Source organism: Dokdonella sp., from assembly GCF_019634845.1.
Taxonomy (GTDB): Bacteria; Pseudomonadota; Gammaproteobacteria; order Xanthomonadales; family Rhodanobacteraceae; genus Dokdonella_A.
This window is the reverse complement of sequence record NZ_JAHCAQ010000016.1, coordinates 39,358-53,844: the sequence shown is the minus strand read 5'-3', so window position 1 is coordinate 53,844 and position 14,487 is coordinate 39,358. Positions and strand designations below refer to the sequence as shown.

The following is a 14,487-nucleotide window of genomic DNA, read 5'->3' as shown; positions in this document are numbered from 1 at the left end:
GAGATGGATGGGAGCGCTCGGCACAGGGCTGGCGCTCCCGTTTTTTTCGTTGCCGCTCGCGGCCACGCCGAACCATGCCGCCGATGCACTGCAGGCGGCCGCCAGTTCGTCGGTGATGGCGCGCTGGCACGAGTACGCACGCTCGAGCATCACGCCGCAATTTTCGTGGGCGATCCAGCCGCAGCCGTTCGCTGCGCCTGGCGTGCTCGACAGTTACGTCGAGCCGGCGCAACGGCCCTCGCTGTTCGGCACGGGCGGCAGCGGCGCTTCGCAATTGTCGATATCGATTGCCAGTGGCCTCGTCGCCGACACGCCGAGCGTGCTGCCGGGCGGTCAGTCCACGCAGTTCACGGGCTTGGGCAACGCGGGGCTGCAGCGCACGGTGATCGCGCCCAGCCTGGTCACGCGGTGGGGTGAGCACGGCGACGTGCGTCTGACCGGAATCTTCGCCTACCAGCGCTTTGCCAGCCTCGACATCGGCACGCTCGGCGGTGGTTGGGCCTTGGCACCCGCCCAGCTCGGGACGAGCTATGGCGCCGGTGCGCGGGTCGACTTCGACAACCGGCTCGGCGAGCAGTTGCGCTGGAGCGTCGGCATGCAGTCGCGCGTTGGCATGACGCCGTTCAACAACTACCGCGGCGTGTTCGCCGACAATGGCGATTTCGATATTCCTGCCAGCGCCACGCTGTCGTTGAGCTGGCTGCTCACGCCCGATTTCTCGCTCGATGCGGGCCTGCAGCGCGTGCAGTACAGCGACATCCGGCCCTTCACGAGCCAGAATCTGCCGCGCCGCTTCCTCGCCCTGCTCGGCGACAGCTCGAGCCCGGTGTTCGCGTGGCGTGACCTCGACATCTACAGCGTGGGCTGGACCTGGCGCGACGACACGCTGGGCAACCTGCAGATGCGTTACACCACGCGGCAGCAGCCCGTGCCGACCTCGCGCCTGCTGGCCGAGGCACTGGCGCCGGTGACGGCCAACCGCATGCTGTCGGCCAGTTGGTCGCGCGCGTTCGGACCGTGGAACCAGCTGAGCTTCCAGGCCAGCTACGCCGATTCGCCCTACTACCTGCTCATGCCGACCTATGTCGCGCGCCCCAATGCCACCGCCGGACGGTTCGAGTTCCAGGCCTTGTGGTCATCGCGGTTCTGACAGCGCAGCAGCGGGCGTAGCGCGCTGCCGCGCAGCGCGCTGACTGCCACCATCCCGTGTTACAGCACTTCCGAGGCGTAATCGGCCAGGCGTGAACGTTCGCCGCGACGCAGCGTGATGTGGGCACTGTGCTGCCAGTCCTTGAAGCGGTCGACCGCGTAGGTCAGGCCCGAGGTGGTCTCGGTGAGGTAGGGCGTGTCGATCTGCTCGACGTTGCCAAGACACACGATCTTGCTGCCGGGGCCGGCGCGCGTGACCAGGGTTTTCATCTGTTTGGGCGTCATGTTCTGCGCTTCGTCGATGATGACGTAGCGGCTGAGGAAGGTACGCCCGCGCATGAAGTTCATCGACCGGATCTTGATGCGCGAGGCGAGCAGATCGTTGGTGGCGGCACGTCCCCAGGCACCGCCTTCCTGCGGATTGGTCAGCACTTCGAGGTTGTCGGTGAGCGCGCCCATCCATGGCGTCATCTTTTCCTCTTCGGTGCCGGGCAGGAAGCCGATGTCCTCGCCAACCGACACCGTGGCGCGCGTCATGATGATCTCGCGGTAGCGCTGCTGGTCCATGACCTGGGCCAGGCCGGCGGCCAGCGCCAGCAGCGTCTTGCCGGTGCCGGCCGTTCCGAGCAGGGTGACGAAGTCGATCTCGGGATCCATCAGCGCGTTGAGCGCGAAGTTCTGCTCGCGGTTGCGTGCCTGGATGCCCCACACGGTATGCGAGCCGTGGCGGTAATCGTCGACGATCTGCAACATGGCCTTCTTGCCATCGACCTGCAGTACGCGCATCTCGACTTCATCGTCGCCGGCCAGGTACAGGTTTTCGTTGGGATGCCAGTCCTCGCCCTTGCGCCGCCGCAGTTCGTAGAAGGTGTGGCCGCGCTCCGACCACGAGCGCAGTTCGCTGTGGCGGTCCCAGAAGTCGGCCGGCAGCTGCGTCACACCGTTGTAGAGCAGGCTGAAGTCGTCGAGCGCGCGGTCGTTCTCGTAGTCCTCGGCCGGAATGCCGTAGATCTTGGCCTTGATGCGCAGGTTGATGTCCTTGGACACCAGCACCACGCGCTCGCGCGGGCGCGCGTCGCGCACGGCGACGACGGCGGCGAGGATGAGGTTGTCGGGCAAGGTGTGCGACGAACGCTTGTCGGCCACCACATGGGCGGTGGTCTGGAAATACAGCCGCCCCGGCTTGCCGCGCCGGCTCAGTTGCAGTCCTTGCGGCAAGCGCAGCTCCACGCCTTCCTCGATCGGTCGGCCGTTGGCGGCCAGCATGAGTTCGTTGAGGAAACGGCTGACCTGGCGCGCGTTGCGCGACGTTTCCGAGGTGCCCTTCTTGGCGGCGTCGAGTTCCTCCAGCACCGTCATCGGGATGAACACGTCGTGTTCTTCGAACCGGAACAACGCGGTGGGGTCGTGCATGAGCACGTTGGTGTCGAGGACGTAGATGCGCTTGCCACGGGTCATGCGGAACCTTCATGCAGTGGGAGGAATGTCGCCGCGCCGGGGTGGGGCGGCGGATGCGGACCTGGTGCGGGGCGCGCCGTCACGATTGTGCCAGCCGCTCCAGCACGGCATCGGCGTGGCCGGGCACCTTGACCTTGCGCCATTGCGCGACGAGCACGCCAGCGGGGTCGATGAGGAAACTGCTGCGGATCACACCGATCGTCTTGCGGCCATACAGCGTCTTTTCGCCGAGCACGGCGAAGGCTTCGCACCAGCGCTCGTCGGTATCGGCCAGCAGCGCGAACGGCAGCGCGTGACGGGCGCGGAAGCGCGCATGCGAGGCCACGCTGTCACGCGACACGCCGACGATCGCGCAATCGTGCCGGCGGAACTGCGCGTAGCGATCGCGAAAGGCCAGCGCCTCGTTGGTGCAGCCCGGCGTGTTGTCCCTCGGATAGAAGTAGACGAGGCAGTGGCTGCCGCGCAGATCGCTCAGCGCCAGCGTGGTGCCGTCATCGATGGTTCCGCTGAGTCGAGGCGCTTTGTCGCCGATGTCGATCATGGTCAGAACTTCATCGGATCCATGATCGCGTCGAGGTTGAGCCCGTCGCAGAACTCGAGGAAATCGTCGCGCAGCGCGGCGATGTGGGTGGTATTGGGAATGCCGATCGTGAGCTGCGCCGAGAGCATGTCGGCGCCGGTCTGCATCGCGCGATAGCGCGTGGACTGCAGTTGTTCGATCGTGATCGCCTGGCGCTCGAAGAAATCGGCGAGCTGGAACAACACGCCGGGCTTGTCGGCGGCGATCACCTCGACCACGTAGGGCAGCAGGGTCGACTGCGGCTGGCGCGCACTGGTGCGGAAGTGGGTCAGACGCAGCTCGCCGTCACGGTCGAGGCGGGCAAGCGCGTTCTCGAGCTTGGCGATCGCGTCCCAGGCGCCTTGCGCGAGCACTTGCACGCTGAGCTCGTTGCCGAGCGTCGCCACGCGCGCCTCGACCACATTGCAGCCGCACTCGGAGATGCGCCGGCTCAGCGCGACCAGCGGCGAACGCCCCGGGCTGCCGAACGCGCTGACCAGCAGGTAGTTTTCGTTCGAGGCGGGGCGCGTCGCGTTCCCCGCCGCTTCGGTCTGCTTGCCAGCCTGCTTCACGTATGCGTTGCCTGGGCGGTGGGTCGCAATGGACTGCTCGGATGAGAATACTGGCGTGCCGGAGGGGTCGCAACCCGGCCGCGACGACGGCGCCATCGCGCGCGCACGCTTGCGTGGCCTGCGCATGGACTTGTCGCGCCACGCGCCCGTACCATGGTCGGCCCGCCTGCCATGGATCCGCCGTCATGCCCCTGTCCGGCAGCATCTGCGCCATCGCCACGCCGTTTCGTCCATCCGATGACGCGATCGACCTGCCTGCATTCGCGGGCCTCATCGACCATCTGATCGACGCCGGCACCAGCGCCATCGTGCTCGGTGGCTCGACCGGCGAAGCGGCGATGCTCGATGCCGGCGAATTCGAGCAGTTGCTCGCCGCCGGCGTGAGTCACGTCGGCGGGCGCGTGCCGACACTGGCCGGCACGGGCCTGTCGGGCACGCGCAACACGATCGCGCAGACCCAGCGCGCGCGAGACATGGGTGTGGATGGCGCGCTCGTTGCCACGCCACCCTACGTGCGCCCGACCCAGGAAGGCCTGTACCGGCACTACTGCGAGGTGGCCGAGCACGGCGGCCTGCCGGTGGTGCTCTACAACGTGCCCTCGCGCACGGCCTGCGACATGCTGCCCGACACCGTGGCGCGCCTGGCCAGGCACGGCAACATCGTCGGCATCAAGGAGGCAGTCAGTGAGCCGGCGCGCATGCAGGCGCTGCTGGCGCTGCGTGGTGCGGACTTCGTCGTGCTGTCGGGCGACGACGCCAGCGCAGCACGCGCGATGCTGGCGGGTGCCGACGGCGTGGTGTCGGTGGCCGCCAACGTCGACCCGGCACGCATGGCACGGCTGGCGCGACTGTGTCGCACCGATCCGCTGGCGGCCCAGGCGCTCGACGGCGAATTGCAGGCGTTGTATGCGTTGCTCGGCTGCGAACCCAATCCGATCCCGCTCAAGTGGTGCCTGGCGCAGCTCGGCCATGGCCAGGCGCAGCTGCGCCTGCCGCTGCTGCCACTGAACGCGCGCCATCACGCGGCGGGTCGCGCGGCATTGGTCAGCCTCGGCCTGGTAGAGGCGAGCGCGGCTTCGGGTAGACTAGCGGGATGACTTACGACCGGACATGCCCGTGAGACGCGCTATCGTCGCATTGCCCGCCGCCATGGCGGCCGTCCTCCTGCTCGGCGGCTGCAGTTTCTTCAGCCGCCAGAGCGATCGCCGCGCCAACGAGTACAAGAGCGCGCACGAAACGCGGCCGCTCGAAGTGCCACCGGACCTCGATACACCCAATGGCAGCTCGGCGCTGACGCTTCCGGCTGCCAGCGCGACCGCACCGCGCGCCTCCGCCGATGCTGGCGCCAGCGTGCCGGGCACCGTGACCGGCGCGCCACCGGCGGCCGGTGTTGCCAGTGGCGTGAGCCTGGGCGGCGATGGCTTGGCGGTGAACGACACCGTCGCCAGCACGTGGACGCGCGTCGGCCTGGCGCTGGAGCGTTCGGGGGCCGCCACGATCCTCAGCCGCGACGAAGCGGCCACCAGTTACGTGGTCGAAACCACGGGCCAGACCACCGTGCGGCCGGGCTGGTTCAAGCGTGCGGTCACGCTTGGTCGCGCCGGCAACAAGGTGACGGCCAAGGTGCAACTGACCGTGCGCGTCGGCGCCGCCGGTGCTGGCAGCCGTGTCAGTGTCGAGGGTGCCGATGGCGATGCCGCGCGCGACGCGGCACGCGCGCTGTTGCAGACGCTGCGCGAGCGCCTGTCCTGAGTCTGGGCGTCGCGCCGGCCGCGCAGCATCGCGCGGCCACCGCGGCCGTGTCAGCGTTGCAGCAGGGCGAGCTTGCCGGGCTTGCCGTCCCACGCGGCCGCATCGCTCGCCGGTTCACTGCGCTGGTTCAATACCGGCCACACCTTGGCCAGCTCGGCATTGAGCGCGACGAAGCCTTCCTGCCCGGCGGGCACGTCATCGGCCGGATAGATCGCGTTGGCCGGGCACTCGGGCTCGCACAGCGTGCAGTCGATGCACTCGTCGGGGTCGATCACGAGGAAGTTCGGCCCGCCGTGGAAGCAGTCGACCGGACACACTTCGACGCAGTCGGTGTATTTGCAGCGAATGCAATTTTCGGTGACCACGTAGGGCATGGTGGGCCGTTGCTTGGAAATCAGGGAGGCTGCGCTGCCGCCGCCGCGCACCGCTCGTGCAGCGCGGCATCGCCACGGCCTGCGGTCGGTCGCCTGCTTCAGCTGCGCGCGACGGGCACTGGCGCGAATGTCGCGCATCGGCGCCGCGGAATCCGCTGGCGCTCCCTACGAGGTTCGAACTCGTGTTCCCGCCTTGAGAGGGCGGTGTCCTGGACCACTAGACGAAGGGAGCGTGTTGGGAATCGCGGAGCCGCGTAGTATAACCAATGCACGACTGGCGGCAATATTCCCGAATGCGAGCGACGGATGACTTCGATAAGCGATGATGGAGCCACGCCCATGCAGGGCGTCTTTCGCGTCATTCCCCGTTCGCAACACTCGATCTCGCGCAAGAACATCTCCAATGGCGCGTTGCGTGTGCTGTACCGGCTGCACGAGGGCGGCTTTCGTGCCTGTCTGGTCGGCGGCGCCGTGCGCGACCTGTTGCTGGGCAATCGGCCCAAGGACTTCGACGTCGCCACCGACGCCACGCCCGAACAGGTGCGCACGCTGTTCCGCAACTGCCGTCTCATCGGTCGGCGCTTCCGCCTCGCGCACGTGGTGTTCGGTCGCGAAATCGTCGAGGTGGCGACCTTTCGTGGCAGCAGTGACGATGGCAGCGGCGACCGCCACCTGGTCGACGGGCGGCTGGTGCGCGACAACGTCTACGGCAGCATCGAAGAAGATGCGCTGCGCCGCGATTTCACCATCAATGCGCTGTACTACGACATCGCCGATTTCAGCGTGCTCGACGCGGTCGGTGGCATGGACGACCTTGCGCGCCGCCAGTTGCGCCTGATCGGCGATCCGCAGCAGCGCTACCGCGAGGATCCGGTGCGCATGCTGCGCGCGGCACGGCTTGCCGCCAAGCTCGATTTCGCGATTGAACCGGCCACGGCAGCGCCGTTCGCCGAGCTCGGTGCCTTGTTGGGCGAGGCCGCGCCGGCCCGCCTGTTCGATGAATCGCTCAAACTGTTCCTTGGCGGCTACGGTCTGGCGAGCCTGCATGCGCTGGAGCGCCACGACCTCCTCGAACGCGTGTTTCCCGCCACCGCACGCGCCTTGCAGACCGATGTCGACGGCCAATTCCGCGCGCTGCTCGAGCAGACCTTGGCCAACACCGATGCGCGGGTCCGCGAGGACAAGCCTGTGACGCCGGCATTCCTGTTCGCGGCGATGCTGTGGGGCCCGGTACGGCTGCGCGCCCAGGCCGGCATCGAACGCGGCGCGGATGCGGCGGGCGCGTGGTCGCAGGCGGTCGATCACGTGCTGCGCGAGCAGGCGCAGCGAGTGGCGATCCCGCGCCGCTTCACGCTGGCGGTGGAGGAGATCTGGACCCTGCAGTCGCGTTTCGAGCAGCGCACGCGCAAGCGCGCGCTGCGCCTGCTCGAGCATCCGCGCTTTCGCGCCGCCTACGATTTCCTGGTCCTGCGGCGCGGTGAATCGGCGCAGATCGACGAACTGGCGGCGTGGTGGACGCACCTGCAGTCGCTCGGCAACGAGGCTCTCGCGCAGGAATTCGCGGCGACGCCGGCCAGCGCCGCCGAGCCGACCGCCGCGGCGCCAGCCAAGCGCAAGCGTCCACGCCGGCGTCGGCGCAAGGGCAAGGCCGCCACGACCCCGCTGGCGGAGAGCGCCGAGTAGACACGCCACGCTGCGCGGCTTGAGCTTGCTCGCCCGCGAGGGGAATAATGCCGCGTTTTGCGCCGTGCCCAAATACGATGTACGCCAACGACTCCGACACCACGCCGATCAGCCTGCCCGATCTCGCGCTGCGCAAGCACAGCGGTACGCGCATCGCCTGCGTGACCGCCTATGAAGCGAGCATCGCCGCGCGCGCGGACGAGGCCGGCGTCGATCTCGTGCTGGTCGGCGATTCGCTGGGCATGGTGGTGCAGGGCCACGCCAGCACGCTGGCGGTGACGATGGATGCGATGGTCTACCATTGCCGCTGCGTCGCGCGCGGCCTGCGCCGCGCCTTCCTCGTCGCCGACCTGCCGTTCATGGCCTATCGCGACGTGCCGACCGCGTTCACCAACGCCACGCGACTCGTCGCCGAAGCGGGCGCGGCGATGGTCAAGCTCGAAGGCGCCGACTGGGTCTGCGAGGTGATCGCGGCGCTGTCCTCGCGCGAGATTCCGGTGTGCGCGCACCTGGGCCTGACTCCGCAATCGATCAATCGGCTCGGCGCCTACCGGGTGCAGGGGCGTGACGAGGCTGCTGCGCAGCGCCTGCGCGAGGACGCGCGGCGCGTGCAGGCCGCCGGTGCACAACTGCTGGTGCTCGAATGCGTGCCGGCGCGGCTCGCGGCCGAGATCAGCGGCGAACTGACGATCCCGGTGATCGGTATCGGTGCCGGCCCGCAGTGCGACGGCCAGATTCTCGTCATGCATGACCTGCTTGGCATCACGCCGGGCAAGCGGCCGCGCTTCAGCAAGGACTTTCTTGCCGACAGCGGCTCGATTCCCGCCGCGATCGCCGCCTACGTGCAAGCCGTGCGCGCCGGCAGTTTCCCCGGCCCCGAACACAGCTACTGATGCAGACCGCACGCACCATTGCGCAACTGCGCCAGCGCCTGGCGGCGGCACGGCGTGCCGGCCATCGCGTCGGCTTCGTGCCGACCATGGGCAACTTGCACGAGGGGCACTACTCGTTGCTGCGCCTCGCGCGCGAACACGCCGATTGCGTGGTCGCCAGCGTGTTCGTCAACCCGACCCAGTTCGGCCCCAACGAAGACTTCGCGCGCTATCCGCGCAGTCCCGATGCCGACGCTGCGGGCCTGCAGGAAGCGGGCTGCGATCTGCTGTTCCTGCCCAGCGTCGAGGAGGTCTATCCCTACGGCGTCGAGCAGTGCGTGAAGATCAGTGTGCCGGTGGTTGGCGCCACGCTCGAAGGTGCCTTGCGACCCGGACACTTCGACGGCGTGGCCACCGTGGTCGGCAAGTTGTTCAACCTCGTGCAGGCCGATGTCGCGGTGTTCGGCCAGAAGGACTACCAGCAGTTGCTCGTCATCCGGCGGCTGGTGCGCGACCTGGCTTTTCCGCTCGAGATCGTCGCCGCGCCGATCGTGCGCGAGGCCCATGGCCTGGCCATGAGTTCGCGCAACCAATACCTCGACGCCGCCACCCGCGCCAAGGCTGGCGTGATCCATGCAACGCTGCTGGCGATGGCCGAGGGCGTGCGCAATGGTGACTCGCATGCTGCCGTCGAAAGCGCCGCCGCGGCGGCGCTGGCCGCAGCAGGACTGAGCCCTGACTACGCCGTACTGCGACGCGCCGCCGACCTCAGCCAGCCCGATCCGGGCGAGCGCACTGGCCTGGTGGCGCTGGTGGCGGTACGCGCCGGCAGCACGCGCCTGATCGACAACACGCTGATCCAGCCCCAGTCGTGATGGATGTCGCGCATGGCGCTGAGCGTGCCTGCGCTGCCGAGTGGAGACGACGATGCGTGATGCGACGACGGGTCGGCTGATCGGCATCGCGCTGCTGATCTGGTTGCTGATCCTGTTGCTGGCGATCGGCAACGGCGTGCTGCGCGAGAGCGTGTTGGTGCCGCGACTGGGTGCGGTGCGCGGGCTCGCGGCGAGCGGCTTGCTGCTCACCGCGCTCATCATCGGCGTGACGCTGGTGGCGCTGCCATGGCTCGGCCGGTGCGGCCAGCGCGAGCTGTTGCTCGTCGGTGCCGGCTGGCTGCTGGCGACACTCGTCTTCGAGGTCGGATTCGGCCTGCTGCGCGGCCAGCCGTTGGCTGCGATCCTCGCCGCCTGCGACATGCGTGGCGGCAACCTGTGGCTGCTCGTGCTGGCGACCACTGCACTGGCGCCGTGGCTGGCCGGCAAACTGCGCGGCTGGTTCTGAGTGGCGCGTCGATGCGCCGATGGCGTGATCCGGCGCGGCCATTCCGGCTGCGCCCGGTGGCCGCCTGGCGACCGCAAGAGGCTCCGTGGCGAGGCGGGTGTGGCGCCCATGCACAGGGTGTAGCTTTTTGTTCGCGGCCTGTGGTATTCTCCCCACGTCGTCCGGATTTCCTGCTTCACAGCAGGGGTTCACGACAGCAGGGCGCATCGCAGGTAATCGTCACTCCAAAATTGAAACCCTCGCAGCGATCTTCGCGCGGGGGTTTTTTTTGTGCTGGTGCAAGCACTTGCGCGCGTCTGTCGCGATCCGGCGCGGGATGCTGCAACGCGCCAAGCGCACTTGCTATACTTCTGGCCTCGTTTGTTGCGCCGATGCAACATGCTCGCCGGAGTGTCCATGCAGCTCAACATGCTCAAGGCCAAGATCCACCGCGCCAACGTCACCCAGGCCGAGCTTCATTACGAAGGCTCCTGCGCGATCGATGGCGACCTGCTCGATCTGGCAGGCATCCGTGAGTACGAGCAGATCCACATCTACAACGTCAACAACGGCGAGCGCTTCTCGACCTACGCCATCCGCGCCGACGAAGGCTCGGGCACGATCTCGATCAATGGCGCCGCCGCCCATCGCGCCCATCCCGGCGACATCATCATCATCTGCGCCTACGGCGTGTACGACGCCGCCGAGGCCGCGCACTACCAGCCCACGCTGGTGTATGTGGATCGCCACAACAAGGTCACCCACACCAAGCATTCGATCGCCAAGCAGGCCGCCGCCTGAGGCTCGCCGGCATTGCCGGCGCTGCGCTAAGCTGGTGCGGCTGCCTGCGACACCGTGCGCGCCCAAGCGCACGGTCGTTGCCGGTATCGCCTCGTCGATCCCGGTCCGGCGCCTCGCGCATGGGCCCAGCACTGGAGTCATGCGATGAATGCGACAGCCCGCCCGCGTTACGCCCCCACGTTGCGCCGCCTGCATTGGCTGATGGCGCTGCTGATCCTCGTGACCTACGTGCTCATCGAGCAGCGTGGCCTGTTCCCGCGCGGCAGTGCCGGCCGCAGTGCGATGATGCAGGGACATTTCTGGAGTGGCATCGCGATCTTCCTGCTCGCGTGGTGGCGACTCGTCAGTCGCAAGCGCAACGGCGCGCCCGCGATCACGCCGCCGCTGGACTGGTTCAGCGCCGTGGTGGCCAAGACCGTGCACCTGCTGCTGTATGCATTCTTCATCGTGATGCCGGTCCTCGGCATCATGACCGCGTGGAGTGACGGCAAGCAGGTGCTGATTCCGTTCACCGGCATTGCGCTGCCGGCCCTGATGCCTGTCGACAAGCCGCTTGCGCATTCGCTGGAGGATCTGCACGGCGCGATCGGCACCGCGTTCTACTGGGTGATCGGCCTGCACGTCCTCGCCGCGATCTGGCACCACCGCATCCGCCGCGACGACACCCTCAAGCGCATGCTGTGACGCGCGCGGTCGTCGCCTCGCGGCCGTGCGCCTACCGCGCCGGCTCCTGATCGTCGTCGCGGGCGTGGCGCGCCAGTGCCCAGGCGACATGCTCGCGCACCACCGCCGAGGGGTCGTCGGCGCGCGTGTGCAGCGCGGCGACGATGGCGGGCGAGGTCGGCGCATTGCCCAGCGCAACGGCGATGTTGCGCAGCCAGCCTTCATAACCGGCGCGGCGGATCGCCATGCCTTCGGTGCGCTGCAGGAATTGCTGCTCGCTCCAGGCAAACAGCTCGACCAGTGCGCTGCGACCCAGGCCATGACGTTCACTGAAGTCGGCTTCGCCGGTTGGCCGCGCGAACTTGTTCCATGGACACACCAGCTGGCAATCGTCGCAGCCGAAGATGCGGTTGCCGATCAGCGGTCGCAGCTCGGGCGGGATCGCGCCGCGCAGCTCGATGGTGAGATACGAAATGCAGCGCCGCGCGTCGAGCTGGTAGGGAGCGACGATGGCGCCCGTGGGACAGGCCTCGATGCAGCGCGTGCAACTGCCGCAATGGGCGCTGGCGGGCGCATCCACCGGCAACGGCAGATCGGTGAGGATTTCGCCGAGGAAAAAATACGAACCGGCCTGACGGTGGATGAGCAGGGTGTGCTTGCCGACCCAGCCCAGCCCCGCGTTGCGCGCCAGTGGTTTCTCGAGCACCGGTGCCGAATCGGTGAACGCGCGGTAGCCGAACGGGCCGATCTGCGCGGCGATGCGGTCGGCGAGCTTCTGCAGGCGGCCGCGGATCAGCTTGTGGTAGTCGCGCCCCAGCGCGTAACGCGAGACGTAGCCGCGCGTACCATCCTCGAGCACGTCCCAGGCCGTTGCGATGTCGGGCGGCGCGTAGTCCATGCGTGCCGAAATCACGCGCAGCGTGCCCGGTTGCAGCTCGGCGGGGCGTGCGCGCAGCGCGCCGTGGCGCTGCATGTAGTCCATCTGGCCGTGGCGACCGGCCTGCAGCCATTGCTGCAGACGCGCTTCGTCCTCGCCGAGCTCGATGCCGGCGACGCCGATCTGCTGGAAGCCCAGTTCGGTGCCCCAGCGGCGGATGTCCTCGACGAGGGCGACGTGGTCGATCATGCGGCGGCTGGCGGGCGCATTGGATGCGGGTGGCTCGATAGAATGCGCCGATGACAGACGATCCGCGCCAACGCGCACTCTACAGCGCCGAGCAGGTGCGACGCATCGACCGCGCCGCGATCGAAGGCCACGCCATTGCCGGCCGCACGCTGATGCAGCGCGCCGCGGCGGCGGCCTTCGCGCTGCTGCGCCGGCGCTGGCCACGCGCGCAACGCCTGCTGTTGCTGGTCGGCCACGGCAACAACGGTGGTGACGCGCTGCTGCTTGGCGCGCTCGCGTGCGAGGCTGGCCTGTCGGTGCTGGCGGTGGCGCTCGGCGCACAGTCGCAGGGCGATGCCGCCAGCGCGCGCGCGACCTACCTTGCCGCGGGCGGCACGCTGTGGATCGCCACCGACGATACCGAACTGCCGGCCGCCGACGTCATCGTCGATGGCCTGTTCGGCAGTGGCCTGTCGCGTGCGGTCGACGGCGTGGCGGCGCGGCTCATCGCGCAGGCCAACGCCGCGGCAGGTGGCGTGCTCGCGCTCGATGTGCCGTCGGGACTCGATGCCGATTGCGGCGTGCCGCGCGGCGTCGCGCTGCATGCCGACGCCACGATCTGCTTCGTGGCCTGGAAGCAGGGACTGTTCACGGGCGCCGCGGCCGATCATTGCGGTGCGCGCGAGCTGGCGCTACTCGAGCTGCCATCGAGCGTGCATGCCGGCTTCGCGGCGCAGGCGATGCTGCTCGACGTCGGCGTGTTTGCCGCCCTGCCGGCCCGGCGCGCCGACAGCAACAAGGGCAGTTTTGGCCACGTGCTCGTGGTCGGTGGCGACGCCGGCTATGGTGGCGCGGTGCAACTGGCGGCTGGCGCCGCGCTGCGCAGCGGCGCGGGCCTGGTCAGCGTGGCCACGCGCAGCGCGCATGTCGCAGCGCTCAATGCCGCGCTGCCCGAGGCGATGGCGCGCGGTGTCGAGACGGCAGAGGACTTCGACGCGCTGCTCGCGCGCGCCAGCGTGCTTGCGCTCGGTCCCGGCCTCGGCGGCAGCGAATGGTCGCAGCACCTGCTCGCGCGCGCGCTGGCCAGTGCCAGGCCGCAGGTCGTCGATGCCGATGCGCTCAACCTGCTGGCCCGCGCGCCGCGTGCGCTCGGCGCGGCGAGCGTGATCACGCCGCATCCGGGCGAGGCCGCGCGCCTGCTCGGTTGCCCGGTCGGCAGCGTTCAGGCCGATCGTTTCGCGGCGGTGCGTGCGCTCGCGCAGCGCCACGACTGCGTGGCCGTGCTCAAGGGCAGCGGCAGTCTCGTCGCCGCACCCGACGGGCGCATCGCAGTGTGTCGGTGGGGCAACGCGGGCATGGCCAGCGGCGGCACTGGCGACGTGCTCACGGGTGTCATCGCCGCATTGATGGCGCAGGGTCTGGCCGCGTGGGATGCGGCCTGCGTCGGCGTCGCCGCCCACGCGCGCGCGGGCGACCTGGCCGCGCGCGAAGGCATGCGCGGACTCGTTGCCCGCGACCTGTGGCCATGCCTGCGGCGCGTGCTCAACGGACTCGACGCATGAACGCGGCCGTGCAGTTGCAGAACCTCGACGAAGCCGCGCTGGTCGCCCTCGCGCAGCGCCTCGCGCCGGCGCTGCGTGGCGGCGCCGTCGTGCATCTGCGCGGCGAGCTCGGTGCCGGCAAGACCACGTTCGCACGCGCCCTGCTCAAGGCGCTCGGCGTGGGCGAGCGAGTCAAGAGCCCCACCTACAGCCTGATCGAGTCGTATCGCGTCGCGCAGCGCGACATCCATCATCTGGACCTGTATCGCATCGCCGATCCGCAGGAGCTCGAATGGCTTGGACTGGGCGAACTGGCCGACCCGACGGCGCTGCTCGTGGTGGAGTGGCCCGAGCGCGGCGCCGGCCTGCTGCCGATGCCCGACCTGATCGTGCATCTGCACCATGCGGGTGGACGGCGTGACCTGTCGATCGACGCCACGGCGCGCGGCAGGCAGCTGCTCGCCGACGCGGGCTTGCTGGCGCGGCACTGAAGCGCGCCGCCATCGCGGCGCGGTCCGTTCGTGCCCGGGGTGCGCCGGGGCGGCGCTCGATGGCGGCCGGGCGCGCGCAGCCGAGCGCCGGCCATATCCTCGACGAGCGTTCACGAACATTTTGCAGCTAGCGGATTTGCAAGGAAA

The 14,487-nt window shown here is 68.9% G+C and carries 16 protein-coding genes and 1 tRNA gene; 11 read left to right on the top strand and 6 right to left on the bottom strand.

The window, feature by feature from the left end:
- The first annotated feature begins 7 nt into the window (after positions 1–7).
- Positions 8–1,150: a hypothetical protein gene (locus KF903_RS11890; protein ID WP_291215043.1), complete on the top strand. Its 1,143-nt coding sequence runs from the start codon at positions 8–10 to the stop codon at positions 1,148–1,150.
- A 59-nt stretch (positions 1,151–1,209) separates the two neighbouring features.
- Here the strand turns inward: KF903_RS11890 and KF903_RS11885 are convergent, their stop codons facing one another.
- The 3 genes from KF903_RS11885 to KF903_RS11875 form a co-directional block, all read right to left on the bottom strand.
- On the bottom strand, positions 1,210–2,607 hold the full coding sequence (locus KF903_RS11885) for a PhoH family protein (RefSeq protein WP_291215041.1): 1,398 nt from the start codon (positions 2,605–2,607) through the stop codon (positions 1,210–1,212).
- Between the two features lie 79 nt (positions 2,608–2,686).
- Positions 2,687–3,148 carry a peroxiredoxin gene (locus KF903_RS11880; protein WP_291215038.1) on the bottom strand — a complete coding sequence of 154 codons (462 nt, stop codon included), beginning with the start codon at positions 3,146–3,148 and terminating at the stop codon, positions 2,687–2,689.
- A gap of 2 nt (positions 3,149–3,150) precedes the next feature.
- The gene (locus tag KF903_RS11875) at positions 3,151–3,738 is read right to left on the bottom strand and encodes a glycine cleavage system protein R (protein WP_291215035.1); all 588 of its coding nucleotides are present in this window, start codon (positions 3,736–3,738) and stop codon (positions 3,151–3,153) included.
- 185 nt (positions 3,739–3,923) lie between these two features.
- Here KF903_RS11875 and dapA point away from each other — a divergent pair, with 185 nt between their 5' ends.
- Complete coding sequence (gene dapA, locus KF903_RS11870) at positions 3,924–4,835, top strand: 4-hydroxy-tetrahydrodipicolinate synthase (protein WP_291215033.1); 912 nt, start codon at positions 3,924–3,926, stop codon at positions 4,833–4,835.
- A gap of 52 nt (positions 4,836–4,887) precedes the next feature.
- Positions 4,888–5,490, top strand: a complete 603-nt coding sequence (locus KF903_RS11865; protein ID WP_291215031.1) for a hypothetical protein — start codon at positions 4,888–4,890, stop codon at positions 5,488–5,490.
- Positions 5,491–5,540: 50 nt separating this feature from the next.
- Here the strand turns inward: KF903_RS11865 and fdxA are convergent, their stop codons facing one another.
- Together fdxA and KF903_RS11855 are read right to left on the bottom strand one after the other, a co-directional pair.
- Positions 5,541–5,864 (bottom strand): ferredoxin FdxA, encoded by a 324-nt coding sequence (gene fdxA, locus KF903_RS11860; RefSeq protein ID WP_291215029.1) that lies wholly within the window; start codon positions 5,862–5,864, stop codon positions 5,541–5,543.
- A gap of 156 nt (positions 5,865–6,020) precedes the next feature.
- A tRNA-Glu gene (locus KF903_RS11855) sits at positions 6,021–6,096 on the bottom strand.
- A 107-nt stretch (positions 6,097–6,203) separates the two neighbouring features.
- Here KF903_RS11855 and pcnB point away from each other — a divergent pair.
- The 6 genes from pcnB (at position 6,204) to KF903_RS11825 (ending at position 11,224) form a co-directional block, all read left to right on the top strand.
- Positions 6,204–7,547: a polynucleotide adenylyltransferase PcnB gene (gene pcnB / locus KF903_RS11850; RefSeq protein WP_291215027.1), complete on the top strand. Its 1,344-nt coding sequence runs from the start codon at positions 6,204–6,206 to the stop codon at positions 7,545–7,547.
- Between the two features lie 77 nt (positions 7,548–7,624).
- Positions 7,625–8,440 carry a 3-methyl-2-oxobutanoate hydroxymethyltransferase gene (gene panB, locus KF903_RS11845; RefSeq protein ID WP_291215023.1) on the top strand — a complete coding sequence of 272 codons (816 nt, stop codon included), beginning with the start codon at positions 7,625–7,627 and terminating at the stop codon, positions 8,438–8,440.
- Positions 8,440–9,294: a pantoate--beta-alanine ligase gene (gene panC / locus KF903_RS11840; protein WP_291215021.1), complete on the top strand. Its 855-nt coding sequence runs from the start codon at positions 8,440–8,442 to the stop codon at positions 9,292–9,294. Before panB ends, panC begins: the two co-directional genes overlap by 1 nt.
- Before the next feature lie 52 nt (positions 9,295–9,346).
- On the top strand, positions 9,347–9,760 hold the full coding sequence (locus tag KF903_RS11835) for a hypothetical protein (protein WP_291215018.1): 414 nt from the start codon (positions 9,347–9,349) through the stop codon (positions 9,758–9,760).
- A 396-nt stretch (positions 9,761–10,156) separates the two neighbouring features.
- Positions 10,157–10,540 (top strand): aspartate 1-decarboxylase, encoded by a 384-nt coding sequence (gene panD / locus KF903_RS11830; RefSeq protein ID WP_291215015.1) that lies wholly within the window; start codon positions 10,157–10,159, stop codon positions 10,538–10,540.
- A 144-nt stretch (positions 10,541–10,684) separates the two neighbouring features.
- Positions 10,685–11,224, top strand: a complete 540-nt coding sequence (locus tag KF903_RS11825; RefSeq protein ID WP_291215012.1) for a cytochrome b — start codon at positions 10,685–10,687, stop codon at positions 11,222–11,224.
- Positions 11,225–11,255: 31 nt separating this feature from the next.
- Here KF903_RS11825 and queG read toward each other — a convergent pair whose 3' ends face one another.
- Entirely contained in the window at positions 11,256–12,329 is a 1,074-nt protein-coding gene (gene queG / locus KF903_RS11820; protein ID WP_291215010.1) for a tRNA epoxyqueuosine(34) reductase QueG, read from the bottom strand.
- Positions 12,330–12,379: 50 nt separating this feature from the next.
- On the opposite strand from queG, the gene KF903_RS11815 reads away from it, so the two are divergent.
- Both KF903_RS11815 and tsaE read left to right on the top strand, forming a co-directional pair.
- The gene (locus KF903_RS11815; RefSeq protein ID WP_291215007.1) at positions 12,380–13,870 is read left to right on the top strand and encodes an NAD(P)H-hydrate dehydratase; all 1,491 of its coding nucleotides are present in this window, start codon (positions 12,380–12,382) and stop codon (positions 13,868–13,870) included.
- Complete coding sequence (gene tsaE / locus KF903_RS11810) at positions 13,867–14,340, top strand: tRNA (adenosine(37)-N6)-threonylcarbamoyltransferase complex ATPase subunit type 1 TsaE (protein ID WP_291215006.1); 474 nt, start codon at positions 13,867–13,869, stop codon at positions 14,338–14,340. Before KF903_RS11815 ends, tsaE begins: the two co-directional genes overlap by 4 nt.
- The last annotated feature ends 147 nt before the right edge of the window (positions 14,341–14,487 follow it).